Origin of the sequence: Mesorhizobium sp. M0016 (assembly GCF_040324035.1) — a bacterium.
GTDB lineage: Bacteria > Pseudomonadota > Alphaproteobacteria > Rhizobiales > Rhizobiaceae > Mesorhizobium.
Map to the genome: position 1 here is coordinate 143,305 of NZ_JAMYVM010000010.1, position 22,213 is coordinate 165,517.

The following is a 22,213-nucleotide window of genomic DNA, read 5'->3' on the forward strand; positions in this document are numbered from 1 at the left end:
CGGACGGCTGGTATCTATATCTGGCAAATGCCTGATTATTCGTCCCGGCCGTCGCCGCTGCCACATATCCCGATGGATGCGCTCAGCGAAGTTCTGCAAGACTTTCGCTTGAGTGGCGTCAACTATGGCCGCTGCGAACTCCGGCACCCATGGAGCATAGACTTTCCGCAACAACAACTGCTTCGTTTTCACTTTGTCGGCCAGGGTCCATGCTGGATTCACACCGAAGCGCAAGGCTGGCAGGAGTTGCGCGATGGCGATCTGGTGCTGCTGCCGCAAGGCATCGCCCATCGGCTGGCGAGTGCGCCGGACGTGGTGGGCGATTCGCTCGAGGGCTGCCAGGTGATCAAGTTGGGCGGCAACGTTTGCGAAGTGATACGGCAGGGAACGGGCGCGACAAGCACCCTTTTCTGCGGCTCCATGTCTCTCGGCTCCTATGCGCTCAATCCGTTGATCACGTTGATGCCGCCTCTCATCAAGGGTTGCGACGTGGCCGGCAATGACCCGATGGTCGGCCCTTTGCTGGCGGCCATGACGGTGGAGGCCGCGCAACCGCAGATGGGCAGCGCCACCATCCTGTCGCGTATGGCGGATTTGCTGACAGCCAGGCTCATACGCTGCTGGGTCAATTGCAACGGCGCCTCGACCATCGGTTGGCTTGCAGCCATCCGCGACCCCCATATAGGGCGCGCTCTGGCGGCCATGCATCGCGATCCCGGCCACAACTGGACGCTGGGAAGCCTGGCCGGCGTGGCAGGCCAATCGCGTTCGATTTTCGCCGAGCGCTTCAGCGCGGTATTGGGTGAGGGCGCCGCACATTATCTCGCCCGCCTGCGCATGCAGCTTGCCCGCGAATTGCTGGGCCAAAACGGCTTGTCTGTTGCCGAAGTCGCTACCCGTTTGGGCTATGATTCCGAGGCGTCCTTCGCCCGCGCGTTCAAGCGCATCACCAATGTCTCGCCAGGCGTTGTGCGCCGCACAATTCCCGGACGAATGGATATGAATTTCGGATTTTAAGGTACATAACATCCGGGCGGACTCGCCTATCTAAGATCTCCAAACTGTGGAGATCTTCCCGTGACTGACACAACATTACAGCTTGAAGACGCCGCCATTGGCCTTGATGCCGATGCACCAGCCGCGTGGAGCGCGGCCACCTGGTTCGCGGTCCTTTCATTGGCGGCCACCAGCTTTGCCCTGGTGTCTGCCGAATTCTTGCCGGCAGGTCTGTTGACGCCGATGGCGCGCGATCTCGGCATCAGCGAGGGAACGGCCGGACAGGTCGTCACCGCCACCGCTTCCGTTGGCGCCGTGACGGCCATGTTGAGCAATGTTCTCATCGGTCGATTGAACCGCAAGGCGGTGCTGGTTGGCCTCATGGCCCTGGCGGTCGGTTCCAATATTCTTGCGGCGCTGGCGCCCAATTTCTGGCTGCTGTTGCTGGGCCGGGCCGGGTTGGGGATCGCTCTTAGCGCTTTCTGGGCACTTTCCGTTGCCGTCGTGGCGCGGCTGGTCGGCGCCAATGCGACAGGTCGCGGCATGGCGATCGTGACCCTCGGCGTCTCGCTCGCCACCATTGCCGCGCCGTCGATGGGTGCGTTGATCAGTGACTGGCTGGGATGGCGCAGCGCCATGGCCATGACGGCGGGGCTGGCCGCGCTTGCCATGCTGCTGCAGCTTCTCAGCCTGCCGACTTTGCCTGCGGCGGCAAGCAACAGCCTTGCAGACGTCTTTCGGCTGACACGGCGGCGTGGCATCCAACTCGGCATGCTTGCCATTGTTCTGCTGATGACCGGGCATTTTGCCGGCTCGGTCTATGTGCGCCCGTTCCTCGAACAGGTGACGCTCCTCACAACCGGGCCGATTGCCCTGGCGCTGCTCGGGTTCGGCATCGCCGCTGTGATCGGCAATATTGCCGGTGGTCGCCTGGCCGACACCAACATCCACATGGCCCTCGCAGTAACCGCCGCGTTGATGGCGTTTGCGGCACTCGCTTTGGTGCTTTGGGGCGCGCAAACCAGCGTTGCCTTCGGCTTTGTTACGCTGTGGGGCTTCGCCTTCGGCATGGCGCCGGTGGTGCTGCCGACCAATATGTCTCGCGCGGCACCTGATGCGCTGGAAGCAGCAGGCAGCCTGATGGTCACTTCCTTCCAGGTTGCCATCACCGTCGGTGCGGTTGTCGGCGGCTATGTCGTGGACACCTATGGCGCTACGGGACCTTTGACCCTAACCGCCGTCCTTGCCGCGGCGACGGCCGCACTGGCGCTGCTGCAGCCTCGTGGCTGAAACCTTGCTTCGTCTGACACGGGCGGCCTCAATCAGGCCGTCCGCGCCGTTGCAGCAGCGCTGCACAGGTTTATGCGCCGCATATGCGCCGCACACGTTGCGTTTTGCCGCAATCGGCGGCTATGGGACGCCAGGCTTCGGCCGTTGGAAGGCAGCGACGATCAAGTTCTGCCTTCGTGAGGAGAATGACTGACATGAAGAAGTTTTTGCTCGTCGGCGTGGGTGTCGCCATGCTTGCCGCATCGGCCTGTTCGAAGGCGCCTGAATGCACGCAGGAAATCGTGGCCAAGAAGGCGCAGGAAATGACCGCCGCGCTGCAGGAAGCGATCACCAAAGATCCGACCAAGGCCGCCGACCTGACCGCCAAGGTGCAGGCTGTGACGACCAAATATCAGGGCGCCACCACGCCGGCCGACGCCTGCAAGGCCTATGACGAGCTGACGGCCGCCATCAAGGGCTGATTCTTCGTTCGGAAATTGAGGAAGGCGGTGGCTCAAGTAGCCGCCGCCTTTTTTGCTGGTGTTCTTAAAGGGCATCGCGCTGACACGGAGGACCGCTGGCACGCACAGGACCATGACACGTTGGCCTTGCTGTGGCTTGGGCCATCGGAGACGCTGACATCATCGGTTGCGCGCCACATGTCCGGTCGCGACAGAAAGGTGCCGCCCCGAGCGGCCCGTGCTCGAGGAGCGCCAACCTGGCCGCAAGGTGGCGTGTCACTTCCTGACATCGAGCTGAGCGGAACAGCTCAGCTATCGCGCAGTGCAACCCCGTTCCGCGCTTTTTTCGGGGAACCGCTTGAGAGTCAGTTTTTGGCGATGGAGCCGACTTCGACGGCGTCGACGCGCTTGAGGCTCATGCCGATGACCGGCACCAGTTGCTGGTCGACGCGCACGGCGATAGTCACCGTCATCGAATTGTCGTCGGGAATGCGGGCCTGCATGACGCCGCGCAATTGGTTGCGGTTGATGGTGAAGACGACTTTGCGGGCATCGACCACGTTGCCGCCGATGATGTCCAGGCCCGACCCCGCGGCGCCGCCCATGAAATTGCCCTTGTAGTCGCGGCCCTTGCGCTCGACGGTCGCCGACATTTTCTGGGTGAAGACACCGACGCGGCAGTCGCCATCGAGCGTCATGCCGGTCTTGTTGTCCGGCGTCGAGCCGTCGAAGCTGCAGGTGAACTTCGTGCCCTTGTATTTGCCGGCGATGATTTCGCCCGGGCCGACCCATTTGCCTTCAACGGTGCGGAAGAACTGCTTGTCGGGCTCGGCTGCAAAGGCTTTCCCGGTCGGGCCCAGAGGTGCTGCAAGCGCGACCAGGGGCAGGACGCAGGACAAGATTACGCTTTTCATAGACGACACCCGGCAACAAGGAGGCTGTTGTTGGACGACCATGAACAAGATTGGTTAATGCTTGGTGACCGCGAGAGGGCGTTCACTTGGTCGAGGCGGGTGCTTCATTCTCTTTTCTGGCCGCAAACGAGGTCAGCGCCGACAGGAAATCGCCCATACCCGGCCGCCTGCCGGCAATGAAGGGCAGGGGCCGCGCCGTCTCCATGGCAGCAATGCCGATACGCGCCGTCATCATGCCGTTGACCACGCCTTCGCCGAGTTTCGCCGAAAGCCGTGCGGCAAGGCCATGGCCGACGATCTGCTGGACAAAGCTGTCGCCGACGGCGATCGAGCCGGTCACCGCCAGATGGGCAAGAACGCTGCGCGCCAGCCGGAAAAAGCCCAGCGTGCCCGGCCTGCCGCCGTAGAGTTCGGACAAGCGGCGGATCAGGCGCCCGGCCTCGAACACGACATAGGCAACGTCTACGAGTGCGCGGGGGCTGACGGCGGTGACCAGCGACACGCGTTTGGCTGCTTCGAGGATCATCACCTTGGCTCTCGCATCGAGCGGCCCGAGAATTTCGGTCTCGGCCAGTCGCACCAGATTGCCGCCATCGATGATCTCGCCGCGCAATTCGGCCAGGGAGCGCCTGCCGGCCGCGGTTTCGGGTTTCGCAGCGACAAAGGCCGAAAGCTCTTCGACGACGGCCCTTGCAGCCTTCGGATCGTCGCGGGCCACGGCATCGAGCGCCCGCTTTTGCAGTTTTTCGACCTCGGCCAGCCGGGCGATAGCCAGGAATTCGCGCACCAGCACGACTGCGAGGGCCAACACGGCAATTGCGGCCATTCCCGCTGCCAGCCACCCCAGCCACTCTGCGCGCTCGAACAGGTCGCGGATGAGCTGGTCGGTCCACAGGCCGACGGCGAGCGAAACCAGCACGCCGACCGCGCCGAAAAACAGGCTGGCAAACAGCGAGCGCCTGCGCGGCGCGGTCGCCGGCGGCGGTTCGGCGGCGACAATGTCCGGCTCATCGAAGACATCGATCTCGGCCGGCACGACGACGGTGCGCGGCTTGCGCGGCGGCTCGGCATGGGGGCTGCGCGTTTCCTGCTTCGGTTCGGCCTCCGGCTCGATGCGGAAAGCTGCCGGTCTGCGGGGCGCGGTCATGCCAGATGGTCTCCGATCAGGAACTGCAAGGCGCGGTCGAGCCTGATATGCGGCAGCGACAGCGTGACGCCTTCAGCGGTGCGTTCGAGCTTTGGCGGGCGAAAGCGCACGAAACGGATCGCCGGATCGTCGCTGCTCTGCCGGTGGTCGGCTTCCGAAACGTCGAAAACCGCATCAATTTTCTCCGGCAAGTCCCCGGGAAATATGGCGGTTTCGGCTTTACCATCAAAGGTTTCGCCGTTGATCTTCTCGCCCTTCAGCGGCGTGCCGATGATCACCGGCAGGGTGTCGCGGCCTTGCTTGACCGTGCCTTCGCGCGTCGCGCGCACCGCCGCCATGGCGACCACATCGACATCGGCGCCGGTGAAATTTGCCCGCGCCACGGCGCGGTCGGCAAGCCGCCGCACGATTGCCTGCAGCCGGTCATGGCTTTCGTGATGCAAATGGTCGGCCTTGGTCGCGGCAACCAGGATGCGGTCGATGCGGCGTGAAAACAGGTCGGTGAGGAAATTGCCTCGGCCAGGACGGAAACAGGAGAGGATTTCGGTCACCGCGCGTTCCAGGTCGGCCATCGCGCCGGGGCCGGCGTTCAACGCCTGCATGGCGTCGATCACCACGATCTGGCGGTCGAGGCGGGTGATGTGTTCGCGGAAGAACGGTTTCACCACATGCGTCTTGTAGGCCTCGTAGCGGCGCTCCATCATCGCTTGCAGCGAGCCGGAGCGCGGCCGTTTCTCACCCTTGAGCAGCAAGGGCGCGAAGGTCAGCGCCGGCGATCCCTCGAGGTCGCCAGGCATCAGGAAACGGCCGGGCGGCAAGGTCGAAAGCGCCCGCTCGTCGAGCTTGCAGGCCTTGAGGTAGGCGGCAAAACTCTCGGCGAGGCGCCGCGCCGTCATCTCGTCGGCTTCGGCATTGGGTTCGATCCTCGCCGACAGCGCCCGCCAGTCCTGCGACAGGTCGGCCCGCACCGGCAGCATCGCCATCTCGAACGCCTCGCGCGAAAAATCGGCGAAGGATTTGCCGAGCAGCGGCAGGTCGAGCAGCCATTCGCCGGGGTAGTCGACGATGTCGACCGACAATCGGCCGCTGGAAAACATCCGGTTCCAACCGGAGGCAGACTCATATTCGATGGTGAGCCTGAGTTCCGAAATGGCGCGCGTCGAGTCCGGCCAGACACGGTCGTTGACCAGGGCGGAGATATGGTCCTCGTACTGAAAACGCGGCACGGCATCGTCCGGCTGTTCCTCGAGGAAGGCGCGAGCGATCCGTCCCGACTTCTGCGCCTCGAACAGCGGCAGGCGCCCACCATGGATGAGATTGTGGACAAGGGCGGAGATGAACACTGTCTTGCCGGCGCGCGAAAGGCCGGTAACGCCCAGCCGAAGCGACGGCGAAAAAAGCCCGCTCGCACGCCCCGACAGCGTATCCAGGGCAATTCTCGCTTCGTCGGTGAAAGTGGTCAGCGATGATGCCAAAATCTGTTCTCTCGAGGCTTCCGTTCGCCCGATATAGGCTTTGCATCTCCAGTTTGAAATGGCGCCTGGACCTGGCCGGTTTCCGCTCAGAGATCGGCGGGCGTCAGGAAGGCTTCGAGATAGCCCGAACCTTGCGCGGCGTCGGTGAGGGTACCGTCGAAGCGCACGACCGCAAGGCCGGAGGTCGGGAAACCATGGTTCATGATGGCCCGCGCGGCCTCGTCGCCATCGCCCGAGACCGCCATGGCAAGGTCTTCCGTCATCGGATTGTGGCCGATGACCAGCAGCGAGCCGGGGCCGCCATTGCTGCGGATGATGGCGAGGTAGCCGGCGGCATCCTCGCTGTAGAGCGTGTCGAAGAACAGCACCCGGCCGGTATCGGTGTGGCCGGCGATGCCTTCCAGCGTCTGGCGCGCCCGCTTGGCGTTGGAGCAGAGCGTGATATCGGGGATGTAGTTGCGGGCACGCATCGCAGTCCCCATCATTTCGGCATCGGCAATGCCGGATGCGTCGAGCGGGCGATCGAAGTCGCGCACGCCGGGAAGGGCCCAGCCAGCCTTCGCATGCCTCAACAGATACAGTCTGCTCACCGGACCCCCAATGGTGTGCTGCCCACCAATGACACAACTGGATTAGCCACGAGAAAGGCCTGAGGCACAATGGGCGGCGACGCCCAAGCGCAGCGAATCATGTGCGAATTCGCCCGCGCCCTTGCTATGGAAGGCTTTGCTGAGGATCGCCCGCGCGGCATTAACAATTGCGTGAAACGCGCGCGGATTACGCTTGTGCAGCCTTCTCTGCGCGAATATATAGGCGCCAAATTTGGGGTTGTTGGGTGAGTCGAATGAACGATATCGTTACAGCCAATTACGTACCCTCCGAAGACGAGCCGTTCATGAACGAACGGCAGAAATCCTACTTTCGCCTGAAGCTCGTCACCTGGAAGACCGACATACTGCGCGAAGCGCGCGAAACCCTCGAAATCCTGCAGCAGGAAAACGCCAACCATCCCGATCTCGCCGATCGCGCTTCCTCGGAAACCGACCGCGCCATCGAGCTTCGGGCCCGCGACCGCCAGCGCAAGCTCATTTCAAAGATCGATTCGGCGCTGCAGCGCATCGATGAAGGCACATACGGCTATTGCGAGGAAACCGGCGAGCCGATCGCGCTGAAGCGGCTGGATGCGCGTCCGATCGCGACCTTGTCGATCGAAGCGCAGGAGCGCCACGAACGCCGCGAGAAGGTCTATCGCGACGATTGAGCCGCTGCCGTCAGGCAGGACTGTTTCATCAGAAATGGCCGGGTTTCCCGGCCATTTCTGTTTTTGGCCGAAGGGTTTAGTCCGCCCCCAAGTTAAAGCGCGTCGCGCTGAAACGGACGACACGCTTAAGCGGCGTTCGATCGGGAATCGGCAAGATGTGACGGTTCGCCGGGCTTTACCGTTTCTGGCTGGCGAGTTCGCCGAGCAGCTTGGTCATCTCGTCGTCGAGAGACTGCGGTGCCTTCGCAGCCGGCTTGCTTGCCGGTTTGGGGTGCGAATCGTCGAGCGAGACCTCGAGCTCCCGCATCAGGGTATCGTCGATGGACTCATGCTTCGGTGGCGGGGCCTGCCGGGCAGTATTGGCGGCGGAGCCATAGGCCGGCAGCGGTGTCACATTGCTCGCCTGGTAGATTTGAGCCGGTTTCGGCGCCGGCGCGGCCTGGCGCGGCGGAACGGCGGCTGGAGCAGCCCTTACCGGTTGCGGCGGTGGCGCCTGCCTTGCGGGCGCGGTGGGAGCGGGTTGTGCTGCGCGCGGCCGCGGCGCCTGTTGCTGCTGGCCAACACCGCCATCGCCGGTCAATGCCGGACGGCGTGGCGCTGCAAGCCTGATATCGCGCTCGACGACAACGTCGGTTGGGCCGCCGATCAAAAGCAGGTGTTCGATGTCGTCGCGACGGATGAGCACCAGCCGGCGGTGGCTGTCGACTGCCGTGGCGTCCATGACCGCCAGCCGTGTCTTGCGGTTCCTGCCGCCGGCAACGAAGGTGCCGAAGGTCAGGTTGCGGATCAGCCTGATGATGATGAGCACGATGACCAGCAGGACAAGGGCAGCAAACGTCCACAGCAGCGCTGCGGCATATCCGGGACCCGCCACATTATCCAGCCACTGCATCGGTGCCCCCAATCGGCTTTTGAAGTGGAGGGACACTAGACCGTTGCGGCCAGCCACCGCAAGTTGCCTTCACGCTTCGTGAACAGCTTGAAAACACCGACGCGTCATTTTTATCCGACATTTGCCGCCAAGGCCTTTTCCGGATTAGGAGAATGTGATTCAACCGGCCGGGGGCGGTGTCGGACAACTCACGAGCAGGGGGCATATGGCCAGGGAAACGCGCGGCGATTTCTATCCGGTACCGATCGTCGATCAGAACACGCGGCCAGGCGCGGTTACCCGGCTCATCGTGTTCATCATCGTCCTGACTGGGGCCGCGATCGTTTTCGGCATTTTCCGCGAGCGTCTTGGCGATCCGTTCCTGCTCGGCATGCTGGGCGTGCTTGCCATGATCGGCGTCGGCTTCCTGTTCGCCACGGCCATCGGCTTCGTGCAGATCGCGCCGCGTTCGACCGGGGACGAACTGTCGAAGGCCTTCGTCGATTCGATGTCGCAGGGCCTGATCGTCACCGACACCAAGGGCCGCGTCGTCTACGCCAACCGGGCCTACGCCGAGATGACCGGTGCCGCGTCGGCCGCCGATCTGAAGACGGTCGAAGGCCTGCTTTCCGATGTCCCCGAAGCTTCGGTGACCATATACCGGCTGGCCTCGGGCTTGCGCGATGGCCAGGCCGGCGACGGTGAGTTCCGGCTAGCACAGTCGATCCGGCCGGGCGCCGAACCCGGCGCGCGCTGGTACCGGGCGCGGGCCCGGACCTTCAGCGTTCCCGGTCAGCGCCTGCCGATGCTTGCCTGGCAGCTTGCCGATATCTCGCAGGAACGGGCCGAGCAGGAGCGTTTCTTCCTCGACTTGCAGAAGGCCATCGACCATCTCGACCATGCGCCGGCCGGTTTCTTCTCGGCCGACCAGGAAGGCCGTGTCACCTACATCAACGCCACGCTCGCCGAATGGCTGGGCATCGATCTGGCGAGCTTCACCCCTGGCGCCGTGACACTCCCGGAAATCGTCGCCGGCGACGGCATGGCGCTGGTGCGCTCGGTCAAGGCCGATCCCGGCACCACCCGCAACGCCGTCATCGATCTCGATCTTACGACGACGACCGGCGAGGCGCTGCCGGTGCGCTTTATGCATCGGGTCTCGGCCAGCCGCGAGGGGACCAACGGTCCCACCCGCACCATCGTGCTCAACCGCACCCAGGGCGAGGACGCATCGGCCGATCTTCGGGCTTCGGAGGTACGCTTCACTCGCTTCTTCAATTCGACGCCGATGGCCATTGCCGCCGTCGACAATGGCGGCCGCATCCTGCGCACCAACGCGCCGTTCCTGTCGCTGTTTTCCTCCGTCGTCGACGGCGACGCGGTTGACCGCCGCGTGCGGCTGGACACCGTGATCCATGAGCGCGACCGGCCGGCCTTTGCCGCCGCCTTCGAGAAGGCGCGGCTGAGGCAGGCCGACATCGAGCCGATCGACACGCTGCTGCCCGGCAATGAGGAGCGTCACATCCGCTTCTACGTCAACGCCGTCGCCGACGGCACCGGCGAGGGCGCCGAGGAATCGGCTATCGTCTATGCCGTCGAGACCACCGAGCAGAAGGCGCTCGAGGGCCAGATGGCGCAGAGCCAGAAGATGCAGGCGGTCGGACAGCTCGCCGGCGGCATCGCCCACGACTTCAACAATGTGCTGACCGCCATCATTATGGCGTCGGATCTTTTGCTGACCAATCACCGGCCGTCGGACCCGTCCTTCCCCGACATCATGAACATCAAGCAGAATGCCAACCGGGCGGCCTCGCTGGTGCGGCAGTTGCTCGCCTTCTCGCGCAAGCAGACATTGCGGCCGGAAGTGCTGAACCTGACCGACGTGCTTGCCGATCTCCGGATGCTGCTTGCCCGCCTGGTTGGCAACGAGATCAAGCTGAAGGTCGACCACGGCCGCGATTTGTGGCCGGTCAAGGTCGATATCGGCCAGTTCGAGCAGGTGGTGGTCAACCTGGCCGTCAACGCGCGCGACGCCATGCCGGCCGGCGGCGACCTCACCGTGCGCACCCGCAACGTCACCGCCGAACAATGCAAGAGCTTCTCCTACCGCGAGCTCACGCCTGCCGACTATGTCGTGGTCGAGGTCGAGGATAGCGGCTCGGGCATTGCCCCGGACGTGCTGAAGAAGATTTTTGAGCCGTTCTTCACCACCAAGGAAGTCGGCAAAGGCACCGGCCTTGGCCTGTCGATGGTCTATGGCATCATCAAGCAGACCGGCGGTTTCATCTTCTGCGATTCCGAAGTCGGCAAGGGTTCGACCTTCCGCATCTTCCTGCCGCGCCATATCGTGGAGGCGAAAAAGCCCGGCGACGTCAGCGAGGCGCCGGCTGCGCCGGTGAAAGCCGCCGACAGCGCCAAGGACCTGTCGGGCTCGGCCACTGTGCTCCTCGTCGAGGATGAAGACGCCGTGCGCATGGGCGGCTCGCGGGCGCTGACCTCGCGCGGCTATACCGTCCATGAGGCCTCCTCGGGCGTCGAGGCGCTGGAAGTCTTCGAAGCGCTCGGCGGCAAGGTCGATATCGTCGTGTCAGACGTGGTGATGCCGGAAATGGACGGACCGACGCTGCTCGGCGAACTGCGCAAGCGCCAGCCCGACATCAAGTTCGTCTTCGTGTCCGGCTATGCCGAAGACGCTTTCGCCAGAAACCTGCCGCCGGACGCGCAATTCGGCTTCCTGCCGAAGCCGTTCTCCCTCAAGCAACTGGCCACCGTGGTCAAGGATGTATTGGAGTCCTAGGGCGCCCTAATTCAAAGCTTGCGCAATGACGTGACACTGCCATGATTGCAGGCGAAACGGGCGGCGGGTTTTGGGGAGCATGTCGTGACGCCGCACAACGAGGCTGCCAGGGGCGACTATGCCGCAACGGTGCTGTTGCCGGGCGATCCGCAACGCGCCGAGTGGATGGCAAAGACATTTCTTGAGGCGCCGCGCTGCGTCAACCGCCGCCGGGGCGCACTCGGCTTCACCGGTCTCTATCGCGGCCGTCCCATCAGCATCCAGGCCACCGGCATCGGTGTCCCGTCCTTCCTGGTCTATGTGCATGAACTCCTGGATGTTCACGGCGTCAAAACGCTGATCCGCACAGGTACTTGCGGCGGCCTGACACCCCGCGTGCCGCTGCGCTCCTTGGTGATCTCGCAGTCGGTGCGCGCCGAAAGCGACCAAAGCGGCCAGGTCTTCGGCCTCTACGATGCTGCAGCCCGGCCCGATCCCGGCCTGTTCGCCCACGCTTTGGCCTGCGCCGCCCAGCTCGGCATTGGCCACCAGGCCGGGCTGACCATCTGCAGCGATGTCTTCTACCACCCTGAAGGGCGCGACCGCTTTGCCGAAGCGCAGGCGCTTGGCGCTCTCGCTGTCGATATGGAAACCAGCGCACTCTACCGAATCGCGGCGCATTTCGGCGCCCGCGCGCTGTCGCTGCTGACCGTCGTCGACAACATCGTGACCGGCGAACAGACTGCCTATTCCGAACGTCAGGCGCTGTTCACCGATATGGCGCGGCTCGGGCTCGACGTTGCGGCGGAAGGCTAGCTTCCTCAGGCCGCTTCGCGCTTCGGCGTCAGCTCATCCATGTCTGGCCGGTGACCGCGCAGATAGAGCGCGCAGGTGGTACGCAGCATTGACGCGAAGTTGGGAATGGCGCCGTTGATCTCGATCGCCTCGTCATAGAGTTTTGAGATGAACTTCGGCGTCGTCAGGCCCTGGCTGTCGGCAATTTCGTCAAGCAGCGCCCAGAACGTTCCTTCAAGCTGGATACTCGTAGAGTGACCGTCGATGCGGATCGACCGGTTGATCTGTCGATAGCCTTCCGGATCCTGCCCGGCAAAAACCCTGCACATCCTTACCTCCCGATATTGTTGGTTTTGGGCGCAGCGTGTCGCGCCTTCAAGTTGTGGTTGTCCCTGCATGTTCGGCCTTGTGGGCCGAATCGGCAATCGGACTTTCGTCTTTAGGCGCAGGCATAGCAGCGATTGCAAATTTAGCCGTGGTAACCGGCTGCCACCACCTTTCGCGCGTGCCGCCCATAATCGCCTCCAACATGCAGCGGCGGAGACTGATTTGGCGAAGGCAATCCATTCAATGATCCGGGTTCTCCAAGAGGCCAGATCCGTCGATTTCTACAGAAACGCTTTCGGGCTCGACGTCGCCGACAGGCTGGATTTCGAGACATTCACGCTGATTTACCTTGCCAACGCCGAAACGGGGTTCGAGCTCGAACTCACCGTGAACAAGGGCCGCACAGAGCCTTATGGGCTTGGCGACGGTTACGGCCATCTGGCGGTCTCGGTGTCCGATCTCGACAGCGAACACGACCGGATCGGCGCGCTCGGCCTCAACCCCAAGAAGATCGTCGAATTCAACCGCGACGGATCGCTGATCGCCCGCTTTTTCTTCATCGAGGACCCCGACGGCTACAAGATCGAGGTTCTGCAGCGTGGAGGGCGCTTCCAGTAGGGGATTATCAGCCGCATTTAGCCGCGCGGCGCCAGCAACGGCGCTGTTCAAGGGCGCAAACAGCAAGCAGGGAGGAACAAATGGTCACGATCTATGACGCGAGGCTCTCACGTCGTGAACTTCTCAAGCGCGGCGGCATCGGCGCGTTGCTCGTCATTTCCGGCAGCGCCGTCATCAGCCCTGAAAATGCCTGGGGGCTCGAGACATCGGCGCTCAAGCCCGAAACCATGGCAACGCTGATCCAGATGGCGCGCGACATCTATCCGCACGATCAGGTGCCCGACAAATACTACGCCATCGCCGTAAAAGGGCATGATGAGCAGGCCGGCAAGGACGCTGCCTACAAGACGATGATCGAAGACGGCATCGCCAACCTCGACAAGAAGTCGGGCGAGGGCGGCTATCGCGGCCTCGGCTGGGAGGAGCAGCGCGTTGCCGTGCTGCAGCAGATCGAGGCGACGCCGTTCTTCCAGTCCATCCGCGGCGGCCTCGTCGTCAGCCTCTACAACCAGCAGGAGGTGTGGCCGATTTTCGGCTACGAGGGCGAATCCTACTCCAAGGGCGGCTACATCGCGCGCGGTTTCGACGACATAGAGTGGCTCTGAGCCCTTCCGTCGTTCTGAAACCCCGCAAACAGGAATTCATGGGAGGAAACCATGGCAGCTTCATTTGATCTCAACAACGACGGCGTGGTCGTGATCGTCGGCTCCGGCGCCGGCGGCGGCACGCTCGGCAACGAACTCGCCCAGAAAGGCGTCGATGTCGTCATCCTCGAGGCCGGCGCGCGCCACGAATACGAGGATTTCATCAACGACGAGTGGGGTTCCTTCAGCCAGCTCGCCTGGACGGACAAGCGCACAACCTCAGGCGACTGGCGGGTGTCGAAGGATTTCCCCAATTTGCCGGCCTGGATCGTCAAATCGGTCGGCGGCTCGACCACGCACTGGGCCGGCGCCTCGTTGCGCTTCCAGAAGCATGAGTTCAGGACGCTCTCGACCTACGGCAAGCTGGAAGGCGCCAACCTGCTGGACTGGCCGGTCACATTGGCCGAGATGGAGCCGTACTACGCCAAGGCGGAAGCCAAGATGGGCGTCACCGGCACCAATGGCTGGCCGCGGCTGCCCGGCAACAACAACTTCAAGGTGCTCAAGGCCGGCGCCGACAAGCTCGGCTATAAGGAATGTCATACCGGCAACATGGCAATCAATTCGGTCGAGCGCGACGACCGCAACTCCTGCCAACAGACCGGCTTCTGCTTCCAGGGTTGCAAATGGGGCGCCAAATGGTCGACGCTCTACACCGAGATTCCCAAAGGTGAGGCGACCGGCCATCTCGAGGTCCGGCCAAACGCCATGGCGATCAAGATCAACCATGACGCTAGCGGAAAAGTGACCGGCGTCGTCTATGCCGACAAGGACGGCAATCTGCAGGAGCAGAAGGCCCGCATCGTCGCCGTCGCCGGCAACTCGATCGAAAGCCCGCGCCTGCTGCTGAACTCCGAGTCAGCGAAGTTTCCGCAAGGGCTTGCCAATTCGTCGGGGCAGGTCGGCAAGAACTACATGCGCCACACCACCGGTTCGGTCTACGCCATCTTCGACCAACCGGTGCATATGTATCGCGGCACCACCATGGCCGGCATTATCCGCGACGAGGCGCGGCACGATCCCTCACGCGGCTTTGTCGGCGGCTATGAATTCGAGACGCTGTCGCTCGGCTTGCCCTTCATGGCCGCCTTCCTCAATCCCGGCGGCTGGGGCCGTTCCTTCACCACCGCGCTCGACCACTATGATCACATGGCTGGCCTGTGGATCGTCGGCGAGGACATGCCGCGCGCGGAAAACCGCGTCACGCTGCACAAGGACGAGAAGGACGCGCACGGTATGCCGATCGCCGACGTGCATTTCGATGATCATCCCAACGACACGGCGATGCGCAACCATGCCTACAAGCAGGCCACAGCGCTTTACGATGCGGTCGGCGCGACGCGCTCCTTCCCGACGCCGCCCTATCCCTCAACCCACAATCTCGGCACAAACCGGATGAGCGAAAAGGCGGAAGACGGCGTCGTCAACAAGCACGGCCAAGCGCACGACATCAAAAACCTGTTCGTGTCGGACGGCAGCCAGTTCACCACCGGTGCGGCTGAAAATCCGACGCTGACGATCGTGTCGCTGGCTATCCGCCAGGCCGAATACATCGCTTCGCAAATGTCGGCCAAGACGATCTGAGCCGTCCTCCGGGATCGCTACGCGGAACGCGCATGGCGCGTTCCGCCCTTTTTTCCTAGGACTCACTATGCGCCGACCGGCTGTCCGTCCTTGCGGCGGATGGCGACGACGGAAGGTCGCGGCAACTGGCCGTCTTTGAAATCGGGCCATAGCGTCTGCACCTTGTCGAGCGACTCGGCGTCCTCAGCCGGGTGCTGCACCGATAGGAACAGCGTCGTGCCGTCCGGCGTGAAGCATGGGCCGGTCGCTTCCGCTCCATGCGGGCAAGTGAACAGCAGCTTCGGCAGGCCGCGCGCCGCACCTTCGGTGTCGACGCCATAGACGCCGTCCGGCAGGTCGAAATCATTGGCGCCGTCCGTCGCCACCCACAGCCGCCCCGCCGGGTCGAAGGTGATGTTGTCGGGGCAGACGAACCAGCCATTGTCCGACGTATCCGGATGAAAAGTGGCGCCGACCTTGGCATCTTTCGGATTGCCGCAGAGCACGAACAGGTCCCAGGCATACTTTTCCGCCGTGTGGTCGGCATCCGCGCCGCGGCCGCCGGGCGGGATCAGTTCGACAATATGGCCCCAGAGATTTTCCGGCCGCGTGTTGGCCGGATTGACCTTTGACTGGTCGCGCTTCTTGTTCTTGGTCATCACCGCATAGACGCGGCCGGTCACCGGATTGGTCTCGATGTCCTCGGGCCGGTCCATCGGCGTGGCGCCGAGCGCATCTGCCGCAAACCGCGTCTTCAACAGCACCTCGGCCTGGTCGGCAAAACCGTTCTCGACGGTAAGCTTGCCCTGGCCGTGCACCAACGGCAGCCACGTCATCGAGCCATCGGCATCGAAGCGGGCGACCGACAGCACGCCATCGTCGAGCAGATCGGCGCCGGAGGCCGGGTTGGCCATGTCATAGGCCTTGGCCGAGACGAAGCGGTACATATATTCGAAATAGTCGTCGTCGCCCATATAGACGACAACGCGGCCGTCCTTGTTGAGGACCACGGTCGAGGCCTCATGCGACATGCGGCCAAGTGCCGTGCGCTTCACCGGCTTGGACTGAGGATCGTAAGGGTCGATCTCGACCACCCAGTCGAAGCGGTTGGCCTCGTTCGGTTCCTTGTCGAGGTTGAAGCGGTCATGGAAGCGGCCGCGGCCATAGATGTCGGAGCCGTCGAAGCCGTAACGGTCAAGCAGATCGGCGGTCGGCGCCCTTTTCGGGTCGCCGCCGAAAATGTCGGACACGCCTTCCTCGCAGGTCAGCACCGTACCCCAGGGGGTGAAACCGCCGCTGCAGTTGTAGCTGGTGCCGAGCACTTTGGTGCCAGTCGCGTCGGCCGAGGTTTTCATCAGCGCATGGCCGGCAACCGGTCCGGAAACGGTCATTTCGGTGTTGGCGGTGATGCGGCGGTTCAGCGGACTGTCGGCTACGGTTTCCCACTTGCCGTCCTTCAATTGCACCTCGACGATCGAATGGCCCATCGCGGCCATGCCGAGATCGACCTGTTCCTTGGTCATCGTCTTGCCGGCATCGCCCTCGGTCATCCCCGGAAACATCACATTGGGCGAGATGTATTCGTTGTTGACGCAGAGCAGGCCATGATCAGAATTCACCGTGCCCTTCGGCAGCGGCATGAAGGCGATGTAGTCGCAATTGTAGCCGAAGCGCTTTTCCTGTTCCTCCGCCGCGACCTTGTTGCCGTCGAATTCGGCGAGGCCAGCTGCAAGCGGGTCGCCCCAGCGCGCGACGATGGTCGTCTCATAGCCTTCGGCGGCGGCATGGGTCTTGTCGTAGACCCGCTTCAGCTCGGGAAAGCCGAGCGTCGACTGCGCTGCGGCGGCATGCGTTTCGCCGGCAAACAAGGAGCCGACAAAGCTGCCGCCGGCAATCAGCGCGCCGGAGGCGAGGCTGCCTTTCAAAAGAGACCGGCGCGAGACGCGCTCGGCAATGATTTCGCGGATGACGGGGGAGGATGAAGACGGTGTATTGGCCATGGTGTCTGCCTCTCAGGGTGGATGTTACGGCGCACCGTTGCCCTAGTCTGCTTAGGCAACATTCACATGACATAAGAGGAAGGTTTTGCCGCAACTGGGCGCGGCACTACGCATCGCTCAGCCCTTGGTGCAGGTCGAGGCGGTGAAGGCGCCGTCGGGCTGCTTCAGAATGATGTCGAATGACGGGGCGGTCTCGCCGTCCAGTGTTGCCTGTGTCATGGAGACGGAGTTGCCACCGGTGGTATAGCCGCCCAGCGGCCCGAGCCAGGTGATCTCGCCATTGGCGTTCATCTGATAATTGTAGCCTTGCAGCGCCGTTCCGAACGTCACCGGGCCGGTATAGACATTGCCCTTGATAGTGATGTCGCCGAGGTTGAGGAAGGCGCCGAGCAAATAGACCTCGCAACGATAGGTGCCGTCAGGAAGTTTGCCCTCGCTGAAATCGGCGCGCGCGCCGCCGCTCGTTGCCATCAGCAGCAGGATGCCGGAAATCCGTGAGATGCGAGATGCCATGACGTCTCTCTTTTGAATGGCGAGCTTGCCCTATTTTTGCGCGGTGCCGCAACATTGTTCGCCCGGAATCCACGGCCGGAGATCAAAAACTAGGCATTTGTCCTATTTGGGCGAAAATTAGGCAAAAGTCGTGTGCGCTGCGCAAATTTAGCTCAATCAATTTTCACTGGCTGCCATTGTTTTCTTCAGGCTAATATACCAACCGGCTGATAACGCTCGGCTATTCCATTCTTGTGAGCGGCGCCTTTGCGTTTGGCACGGCAGTTGCATTGCATTATCGCGGTGCAATCAAACAGCTTGGGAGTCTTCGGTATGAGGGGTAATTTCTCCACAATAACAAAAATGTTTTCGGCCGGCGTGGTCGCCGCCGGCCTGTCGATGTCGTCTCCGGCCAAGGCCGCCGAAGACACGATCAAGGTCGGCATTCTGCATTCGCTGTCGGGGACCATGGCGATTTCGGAGACGACGCTGAAAGACGCCATGCTGATGCTCATCGAAGAGCAGAACGCCAAGGGCGGCCTGCTCGGCAAGAAGCTTGAGGCGGTCGTTGTCGATCCGGCCTCCAATTGGCCGCTCTTCGCCGAGAAGGCGCGCGAGCTGATCTCCAAGGACAAGGTCGCCGCCGTGTTCGGCTGCTGGACCTCGGTGTCGCGCAAATCGGTGCTGCCGGTGTTCTCGGAACTCGACAACATCCTGTTCTACCCCGTCCAGTATGAGGGCGAGGAAAGCGAGCGCAACGTGTTCTACACCGGCGCCGCCCCGAACCAGCAGGCGATTCCCGCTGTCGACTATCTCATGAGCGAGGACGGTGGCTCGGTGAAGCGCTGGGTGCTGGAAGGCACCGACTACGTCTATCCCCGCACCACCAACAAAATCCTCGAGGCCTATCTGAAGGCCAAGGGCGTCGCCGCCGAAGACATCATGGTCAACTACACGCCGTTCGGCTTCTCCGACTGGCAGACCGAAGTCTCCGCAATCAAGAAATTCGGCTCGGCCGGGAAGAAGACCGCCGTCGTCTCGACCGTCAATGGCGACGCCAACGTTCCGTTCTACAAGGAACTCGGCAACCAGGGCATCAAGGCCGAGGACATCCCGGTCATGGCCTTTTCGGTCGGTGAGGAAGAACTGGCCGGTCTCGATACCGCGCCGCTGGTCGGCCATCTCGCTGCCTGGAACTATTTCGAGAGCGTCGACACACCCGAAAACAAGAAGTTCATCGCCGACTGGCACAAGTTCATCAAGAATGACAAGCGCACCACCAACGACCCGATGGAAGCTCACTATATCGGCTTCAACATGTGGGTGAAGGCGGTCGAAAAGGCTGGCACCACCGATCCCGACAAGGTCATCGACGCCATGGTCGGCGTGTCCGTGCCGAACCTCACCGGCGGCTATTCGACCATGATGCCGAACCATCACATCACCAAGCCGGTGCTGATCGGCGAGATCCAGGCCGACGGCCAGTTCGAGACCGTGTCGCAGACGCCCGGCCTCGTGATGGGCGACGAATGGTCCGACTATCTGCCCGATTCCAAGGACCTGATTTCGGATTGGCGCGCGCCTCTGTCCTGCGGCAACTTCAACGTTGCCACCGGCAAATGCGGCGGCAAGGGCACGAACTGATCCCTCCCGGGACTGACCGATCGTGGACGCGTCCACGATCGGTACCGCCAAGCGTCCGGGCGCTTCAGCCCGCCCGGACGCGGAATTTCCCCACAGAAGAGTATCTGAACGGATGATCCTGTTGCGCACTCTCGGCCTCATGCTGGTGTTCCTGGTGGCAAGCCTATTGCCGTCGAACGCAGCCGAAGCCGATCTGCGCGCCATCGTCGCCAAATTCGCCACGGGCACGGGCTTTGCCGCCACTGAGGCTGTTGTGCGCGAACTTGCCGCCACCGGCGATCCGCTGGTTGAACGGCCGCTTGCAGCCCTCGCCGAAGGCAATCTCTACATTCGTAAAGCCGATTCAGCCGTCTTCGTCGGCAGTGAGGCCGCCGACAGCGTCACGCTGCTCGACCCGCTGAGCGGCGAGAAAGCCGGCGACGCCGCCAAGGCCGACATCACCAAGATCAAGGTCAACAACACGCTGCGCCGTGTCATCCGAGATGCGCTGGGAACGCTGACGTTGCGCGCGAAAGATCCTTCTGTCCGCATCGCCGCCGCCGACACCATGTTCAAGACCCCCGATGCCGCCAATATCGAGCCGCTCGATGCAGCCATCGCCGCCGAGACCGACGCCAAGGTCAAGGCATTGTTCGAACAGGCGCGCGCGGCATCGGTGCTGGTCTCCGATAAGCCGGAGGCCGACAAGCTTGCCGCCATTGCCCTGATCGGCGCGCGCGGCGACCGCGACGCGGTCTCGCTGCTCACCGCGGTCGAGGCCAATGCGCAAGGCGCGGTCAAGGATGCCGCGACGGCGGCAATCGCCAGCATCAATTCGAGCCTGGCGCTGTGGGATGCCGGCCAGGACATATGGTACGGCATCTCGCTTGGCTCGGTGCTGCTGCTGGCCGCCATCGGCCTCGCCATCACCTTCGGCGTCATGGGCGTCATCAACATGGCGCATGGCGAGATGGTGATGCTCGGCGCCTACACCACCTTCGTCGTCCAGCAGGTGATCCGAACCTCATTCCCCGGCCTGTTCGACTGGTCGCTGGTGATCGCGCTGCCGCTCGCCTTCCTGGTTGCCGCTTCCGTCGGCCTGATCATCGAGCGCGGCGTCATCCGCTTCCTCTACGGCCGGCCGCTGGAAACGCTGCTCGCAACCTGGGGCGTCTCGCTTGTCCTGCAGCAGGCGGTCCGCTCGATCTTCGGGCCGACCAACCAGGAGGTCGGCAATCCCTCCTGGATGTCGGGCTCGTTCGATGTCGGCCAACTCGCCGTCACCTGGAACCGCCTCTGGATCCTGGTCTTCGCGCTCACCGTCTTCGGCGTTCTGCTCTTTGTCATGAAGCGCACGCCCTGGGGCCTGCAGATGCGCGCCGTCACCGCCAACCGCCGCATGGCCGCCTCGATGGGCATCCGGACGCCTTGGGTCGACGCGCTTACCTTTGCGCTCGGTTCCGGCATTGCCGGCATCGCCGGCGTCGCGCTCAGCCAGATCGACAATGTCTCGCCCAATCTCGGCCGCGGCTACATCATCGACAGCTTCATGGTCGTGGTCTTCGGCGGCGTCGGCAATCTCTGGGGCACGCTGGTCGGCGCCTTCTCGCTCGGCATCGTCAACAAGGTTCTCGAACCCTATGCTGGCGCGGTGCTCGGCAAGATCGTCGTACTGGTGCTGATCATCCTGTTCATCCAGAAGCGCCCGCGCGGCCTGTTCGCGCTCAAGGGCAGGGCGGTGGAAACATGATCACGGGACGCTTCTTCGCCGCGGGTGCCGACCGTCGCATCGCCATCACTATTTTCATCCTGCTGACGGCCGCCATTATCGTGCCGCTGCTCAACCTCGCAGTGTCGCCGCAAAGCGCGTTCTATATTCCGTCCTACATCGTCGCGTTGACGGGCAAGTACCTCTGCTATGCATTGCTTGCCTTGGCGCTCGATCTCGTCTGGGGCTATTGCGGCATCCTCTCGCTGGGCCATGGCGCCTTCTTCGCCCTCGGCGGCTATGCGATGGGCATGTACCTCATGCGCCAGATCGGCTCGCGCGGCGTTTACGGCAATCCGATCCTGCCCGATTTCATGGTGTTCCTGAACTACAAGGAATTGCCCTGGTTCTGGACCGGTTTCGACCACTTCTGGTTCGCCGCCATCATGGTGCTGGCGGTGCCCGGCCTGCTCGCCTTCGTCTTCGGCTGGTTCGCCTTCCGCAGCCGCGTCACCGGCGTCTATCTCTCCATCATCACCCAGGCGATGACCTACGCGCTGCTGCTTGCCTTCTTCCGCAACGACATGGGTTTCGGCGGCAACAACGGCTTGACCGATTTCAAGGATATTCTGGGCTTCAACGTGCAGGCCGACGCCACCCGCTCGGCCCTGTTTGCCGCCAGCGCCATCATACTCGCGCTCGCCGTCTTCATCACCTGGGCGATCGTCGGCTCCAAATACGGCAAGCTGCTGATGGCGGTGCGCGACGCCGAGAGCCGCACCCGCTTTCTCGGCTGGAGGGCGGAGAACGTGAAGCTGTTTGCCTTCACCGTCTCGGCTGTCATGGCCGGCATCGCCGGCGCGCTCTATGTGCCGCAGGTCGGTATCATCAATCCCGGCGAATTCGAGCCGTCCAATTCCATCGAAGTCGTGATCTGGGCAGCCGTCGGTGGGCGCGGCACCATTGTCGGCCCGATCGTCGGCGCGCTGCTGGTCAATGCCGGCAAATCCTGGTTCACCGGCCTGCTGCCGGAGTTCTGGCTGTTTGCGCTCGGCGGCCTGTTCGTCGCCGTAACCCTGTTCCTGCCCAAGGGCATCGTCGGCATGTGGGATTCCTGGCGCGGTAACGCTCGGGCGATGCGGGCTGCAGCGATTGCAGAGGAAGCGGGCACAGACCCTGATGCCGCGCCGCCATTGAAGATCGTGCGCAGCGCAGCAACAACGCCCGGTGCCTGGTCCGCGTCCGGGCCTGAACCGCAGCCGGCGGAATAGAG

General features: G+C 63.1%; 21 protein-coding genes. 13 read left to right on the plus strand and 8 right to left on the minus strand.

Translation table 11 applies throughout. The features are described 5' to 3' along the window. Positions 1 to 27 precede the first annotated feature (27 nt). The 3 genes from NKJ88_RS16725 (at position 28) to NKJ88_RS16735 (ending at position 2,747) form a co-directional block, all read left to right on the plus strand. Positions 28 to 1,017, plus strand: a complete 990-nt coding sequence (locus NKJ88_RS16725) for an AraC family transcriptional regulator (RefSeq protein WP_023706171.1) — start codon at positions 28 to 30, stop codon at positions 1,015 to 1,017. A 60-nt stretch (positions 1,018 to 1,077) separates the two neighbouring features. Continuing rightward, positions 1,078 to 2,286 carry an MFS transporter gene (locus tag NKJ88_RS16730; protein WP_023827001.1) on the plus strand — a complete coding sequence of 403 codons (1,209 nt, stop codon included), beginning with the start codon at positions 1,078 to 1,080 and terminating at the stop codon, positions 2,284 to 2,286. A 194-nt stretch (positions 2,287 to 2,480) separates the two neighbouring features. Continuing rightward, positions 2,481 to 2,747 (plus strand): hypothetical protein, encoded by a 267-nt coding sequence (locus NKJ88_RS16735; RefSeq protein ID WP_352444750.1) that lies wholly within the window; start codon positions 2,481 to 2,483, stop codon positions 2,745 to 2,747. 344 nt (positions 2,748 to 3,091) lie between these two features. On the opposite strand, the gene NKJ88_RS16740 is transcribed toward NKJ88_RS16735, so the two are convergent. The 4 genes from NKJ88_RS16740 to NKJ88_RS16755 all read right to left on the minus strand — a co-directional run bounded on the left by NKJ88_RS16740 (position 3,092) and on the right by NKJ88_RS16755 (position 6,852). Then, positions 3,092 to 3,640, minus strand: a complete 549-nt coding sequence (locus NKJ88_RS16740) for a hypothetical protein (protein WP_023673495.1) — start codon at positions 3,638 to 3,640, stop codon at positions 3,092 to 3,094. Positions 3,641 to 3,722: 82 nt separating this feature from the next. Then, complete coding sequence (locus NKJ88_RS16745; protein WP_023693368.1) at positions 3,723 to 4,787, minus strand: YcjF family protein; 1,065 nt, start codon at positions 4,785 to 4,787, stop codon at positions 3,723 to 3,725. Further along, positions 4,784 to 6,262 (minus strand): YcjX family GTP-binding protein, encoded by a 1,479-nt coding sequence (locus NKJ88_RS16750; protein ID WP_023673493.1) that lies wholly within the window; start codon positions 6,260 to 6,262, stop codon positions 4,784 to 4,786. The genes NKJ88_RS16745 and NKJ88_RS16750 overlap by 4 nt, the downstream gene beginning before the upstream one ends. 86 nt (positions 6,263 to 6,348) lie before the next feature. Then, positions 6,349 to 6,852, minus strand: coding sequence for a SixA phosphatase family protein (locus tag NKJ88_RS16755; RefSeq protein ID WP_023696494.1), 504 nt, complete (start codon positions 6,850 to 6,852; stop codon positions 6,349 to 6,351). Positions 6,853 to 6,921: 69 nt separating this feature from the next. On the opposite strand from NKJ88_RS16755, the gene NKJ88_RS16760 reads away from it, so the two are divergent. Beyond that, positions 6,922 to 7,101 (plus strand): hypothetical protein, encoded by a 180-nt coding sequence (locus tag NKJ88_RS16760; RefSeq protein ID WP_023696495.1) that lies wholly within the window; start codon positions 6,922 to 6,924, stop codon positions 7,099 to 7,101. Between the two features lie 5 nt (positions 7,102 to 7,106). Then, positions 7,107 to 7,523 (plus strand): RNA polymerase-binding protein DksA, encoded by a 417-nt coding sequence (dksA, locus tag NKJ88_RS16765; protein WP_023673491.1) that lies wholly within the window; start codon positions 7,107 to 7,109, stop codon positions 7,521 to 7,523. Between the two features lie 175 nt (positions 7,524 to 7,698). On the opposite strand, the gene NKJ88_RS16770 is transcribed toward dksA, so the two are convergent. Further along, positions 7,699 to 8,415, minus strand: a complete 717-nt coding sequence (locus NKJ88_RS16770) for a flagellar biosynthetic protein FliO (protein ID WP_023834140.1) — start codon at positions 8,413 to 8,415, stop codon at positions 7,699 to 7,701. A 205-nt stretch (positions 8,416 to 8,620) separates the two neighbouring features. Here NKJ88_RS16770 and cckA point away from each other — a divergent pair, with 205 nt between their 5' ends. Together cckA and NKJ88_RS16780 are read left to right on the plus strand one after the other, a co-directional pair. Beyond that, on the plus strand, positions 8,621 to 11,191 hold the full coding sequence (gene cckA / locus NKJ88_RS16775; RefSeq protein ID WP_023670922.1) for a cell cycle histidine kinase CckA: 2,571 nt from the start codon (positions 8,621 to 8,623) through the stop codon (positions 11,189 to 11,191). Positions 11,192 to 11,275: 84 nt separating this feature from the next. Continuing rightward, the gene (locus NKJ88_RS16780) at positions 11,276 to 11,986 is read left to right on the plus strand and encodes a purine-nucleoside phosphorylase (RefSeq protein WP_023815808.1); all 711 of its coding nucleotides are present in this window, start codon (positions 11,276 to 11,278) and stop codon (positions 11,984 to 11,986) included. 5 nt (positions 11,987 to 11,991) lie between these two features. Here the strand turns inward: NKJ88_RS16780 and NKJ88_RS16785 are convergent, their stop codons facing one another. After that, positions 11,992 to 12,294, minus strand: a complete 303-nt coding sequence (locus NKJ88_RS16785; RefSeq protein WP_023670924.1) for a ribbon-helix-helix domain-containing protein — start codon at positions 12,292 to 12,294, stop codon at positions 11,992 to 11,994. A 220-nt stretch (positions 12,295 to 12,514) separates the two neighbouring features. Here NKJ88_RS16785 and NKJ88_RS16790 point away from each other — a divergent pair, with 220 nt between their 5' ends. The 3 genes from NKJ88_RS16790 to NKJ88_RS16800 all read left to right on the plus strand — a co-directional run bounded on the left by NKJ88_RS16790 (position 12,515) and on the right by NKJ88_RS16800 (position 15,138). After that, a complete protein-coding gene (locus NKJ88_RS16790; protein ID WP_023684616.1) occupies positions 12,515 to 12,910 on the plus strand; it encodes a VOC family protein in 396 nt (131 codons plus the stop codon). 80 nt (positions 12,911 to 12,990) lie between these two features. Beyond that, positions 12,991 to 13,515 carry a twin-arginine translocation pathway signal gene (locus NKJ88_RS16795; RefSeq protein ID WP_023684617.1) on the plus strand — a complete coding sequence of 175 codons (525 nt, stop codon included), beginning with the start codon at positions 12,991 to 12,993 and terminating at the stop codon, positions 13,513 to 13,515. A 51-nt stretch (positions 13,516 to 13,566) separates the two neighbouring features. Beyond that, the gene (locus tag NKJ88_RS16800) at positions 13,567 to 15,138 is read left to right on the plus strand and encodes a GMC family oxidoreductase (RefSeq protein WP_023752196.1); all 1,572 of its coding nucleotides are present in this window, start codon (positions 13,567 to 13,569) and stop codon (positions 15,136 to 15,138) included. 65 nt (positions 15,139 to 15,203) lie between these two features. Here NKJ88_RS16800 and NKJ88_RS16805 read toward each other — a convergent pair whose 3' ends face one another. Continuing rightward, on the minus strand, positions 15,204 to 17,117 hold the full coding sequence (locus NKJ88_RS16805) for a PhoX family protein (RefSeq protein ID WP_352444755.1): 1,914 nt from the start codon (positions 17,115 to 17,117) through the stop codon (positions 15,204 to 15,206). Between the two features lie 117 nt (positions 17,118 to 17,234). Then, on the minus strand, positions 17,235 to 17,630 hold the full coding sequence (locus tag NKJ88_RS16810; protein WP_352444757.1) for a hypothetical protein: 396 nt from the start codon (positions 17,628 to 17,630) through the stop codon (positions 17,235 to 17,237). A 312-nt stretch (positions 17,631 to 17,942) separates the two neighbouring features. Between NKJ88_RS16810 and urtA the strand changes: the two genes are divergently transcribed. The 3 genes from urtA (at position 17,943) to urtC (ending at position 22,211) form a co-directional block, all read left to right on the plus strand. Next, positions 17,943 to 19,253: an urea ABC transporter substrate-binding protein gene (gene urtA, locus NKJ88_RS16815; RefSeq protein WP_023670931.1), complete on the plus strand. Its 1,311-nt coding sequence runs from the start codon at positions 17,943 to 17,945 to the stop codon at positions 19,251 to 19,253. 112 nt (positions 19,254 to 19,365) lie between these two features. Beyond that, positions 19,366 to 20,982: an urea ABC transporter permease subunit UrtB gene (urtB, locus tag NKJ88_RS16820; RefSeq protein ID WP_023688642.1), complete on the plus strand. Its 1,617-nt coding sequence runs from the start codon at positions 19,366 to 19,368 to the stop codon at positions 20,980 to 20,982. Further along, positions 20,979 to 22,211, plus strand: coding sequence for an urea ABC transporter permease subunit UrtC (gene urtC, locus NKJ88_RS16825; protein WP_023688641.1), 1,233 nt, complete (start codon positions 20,979 to 20,981; stop codon positions 22,209 to 22,211). Before urtB ends, urtC begins: the two co-directional genes overlap by 4 nt. The last annotated feature ends 2 nt before the right edge of the window (positions 22,212 to 22,213 follow it).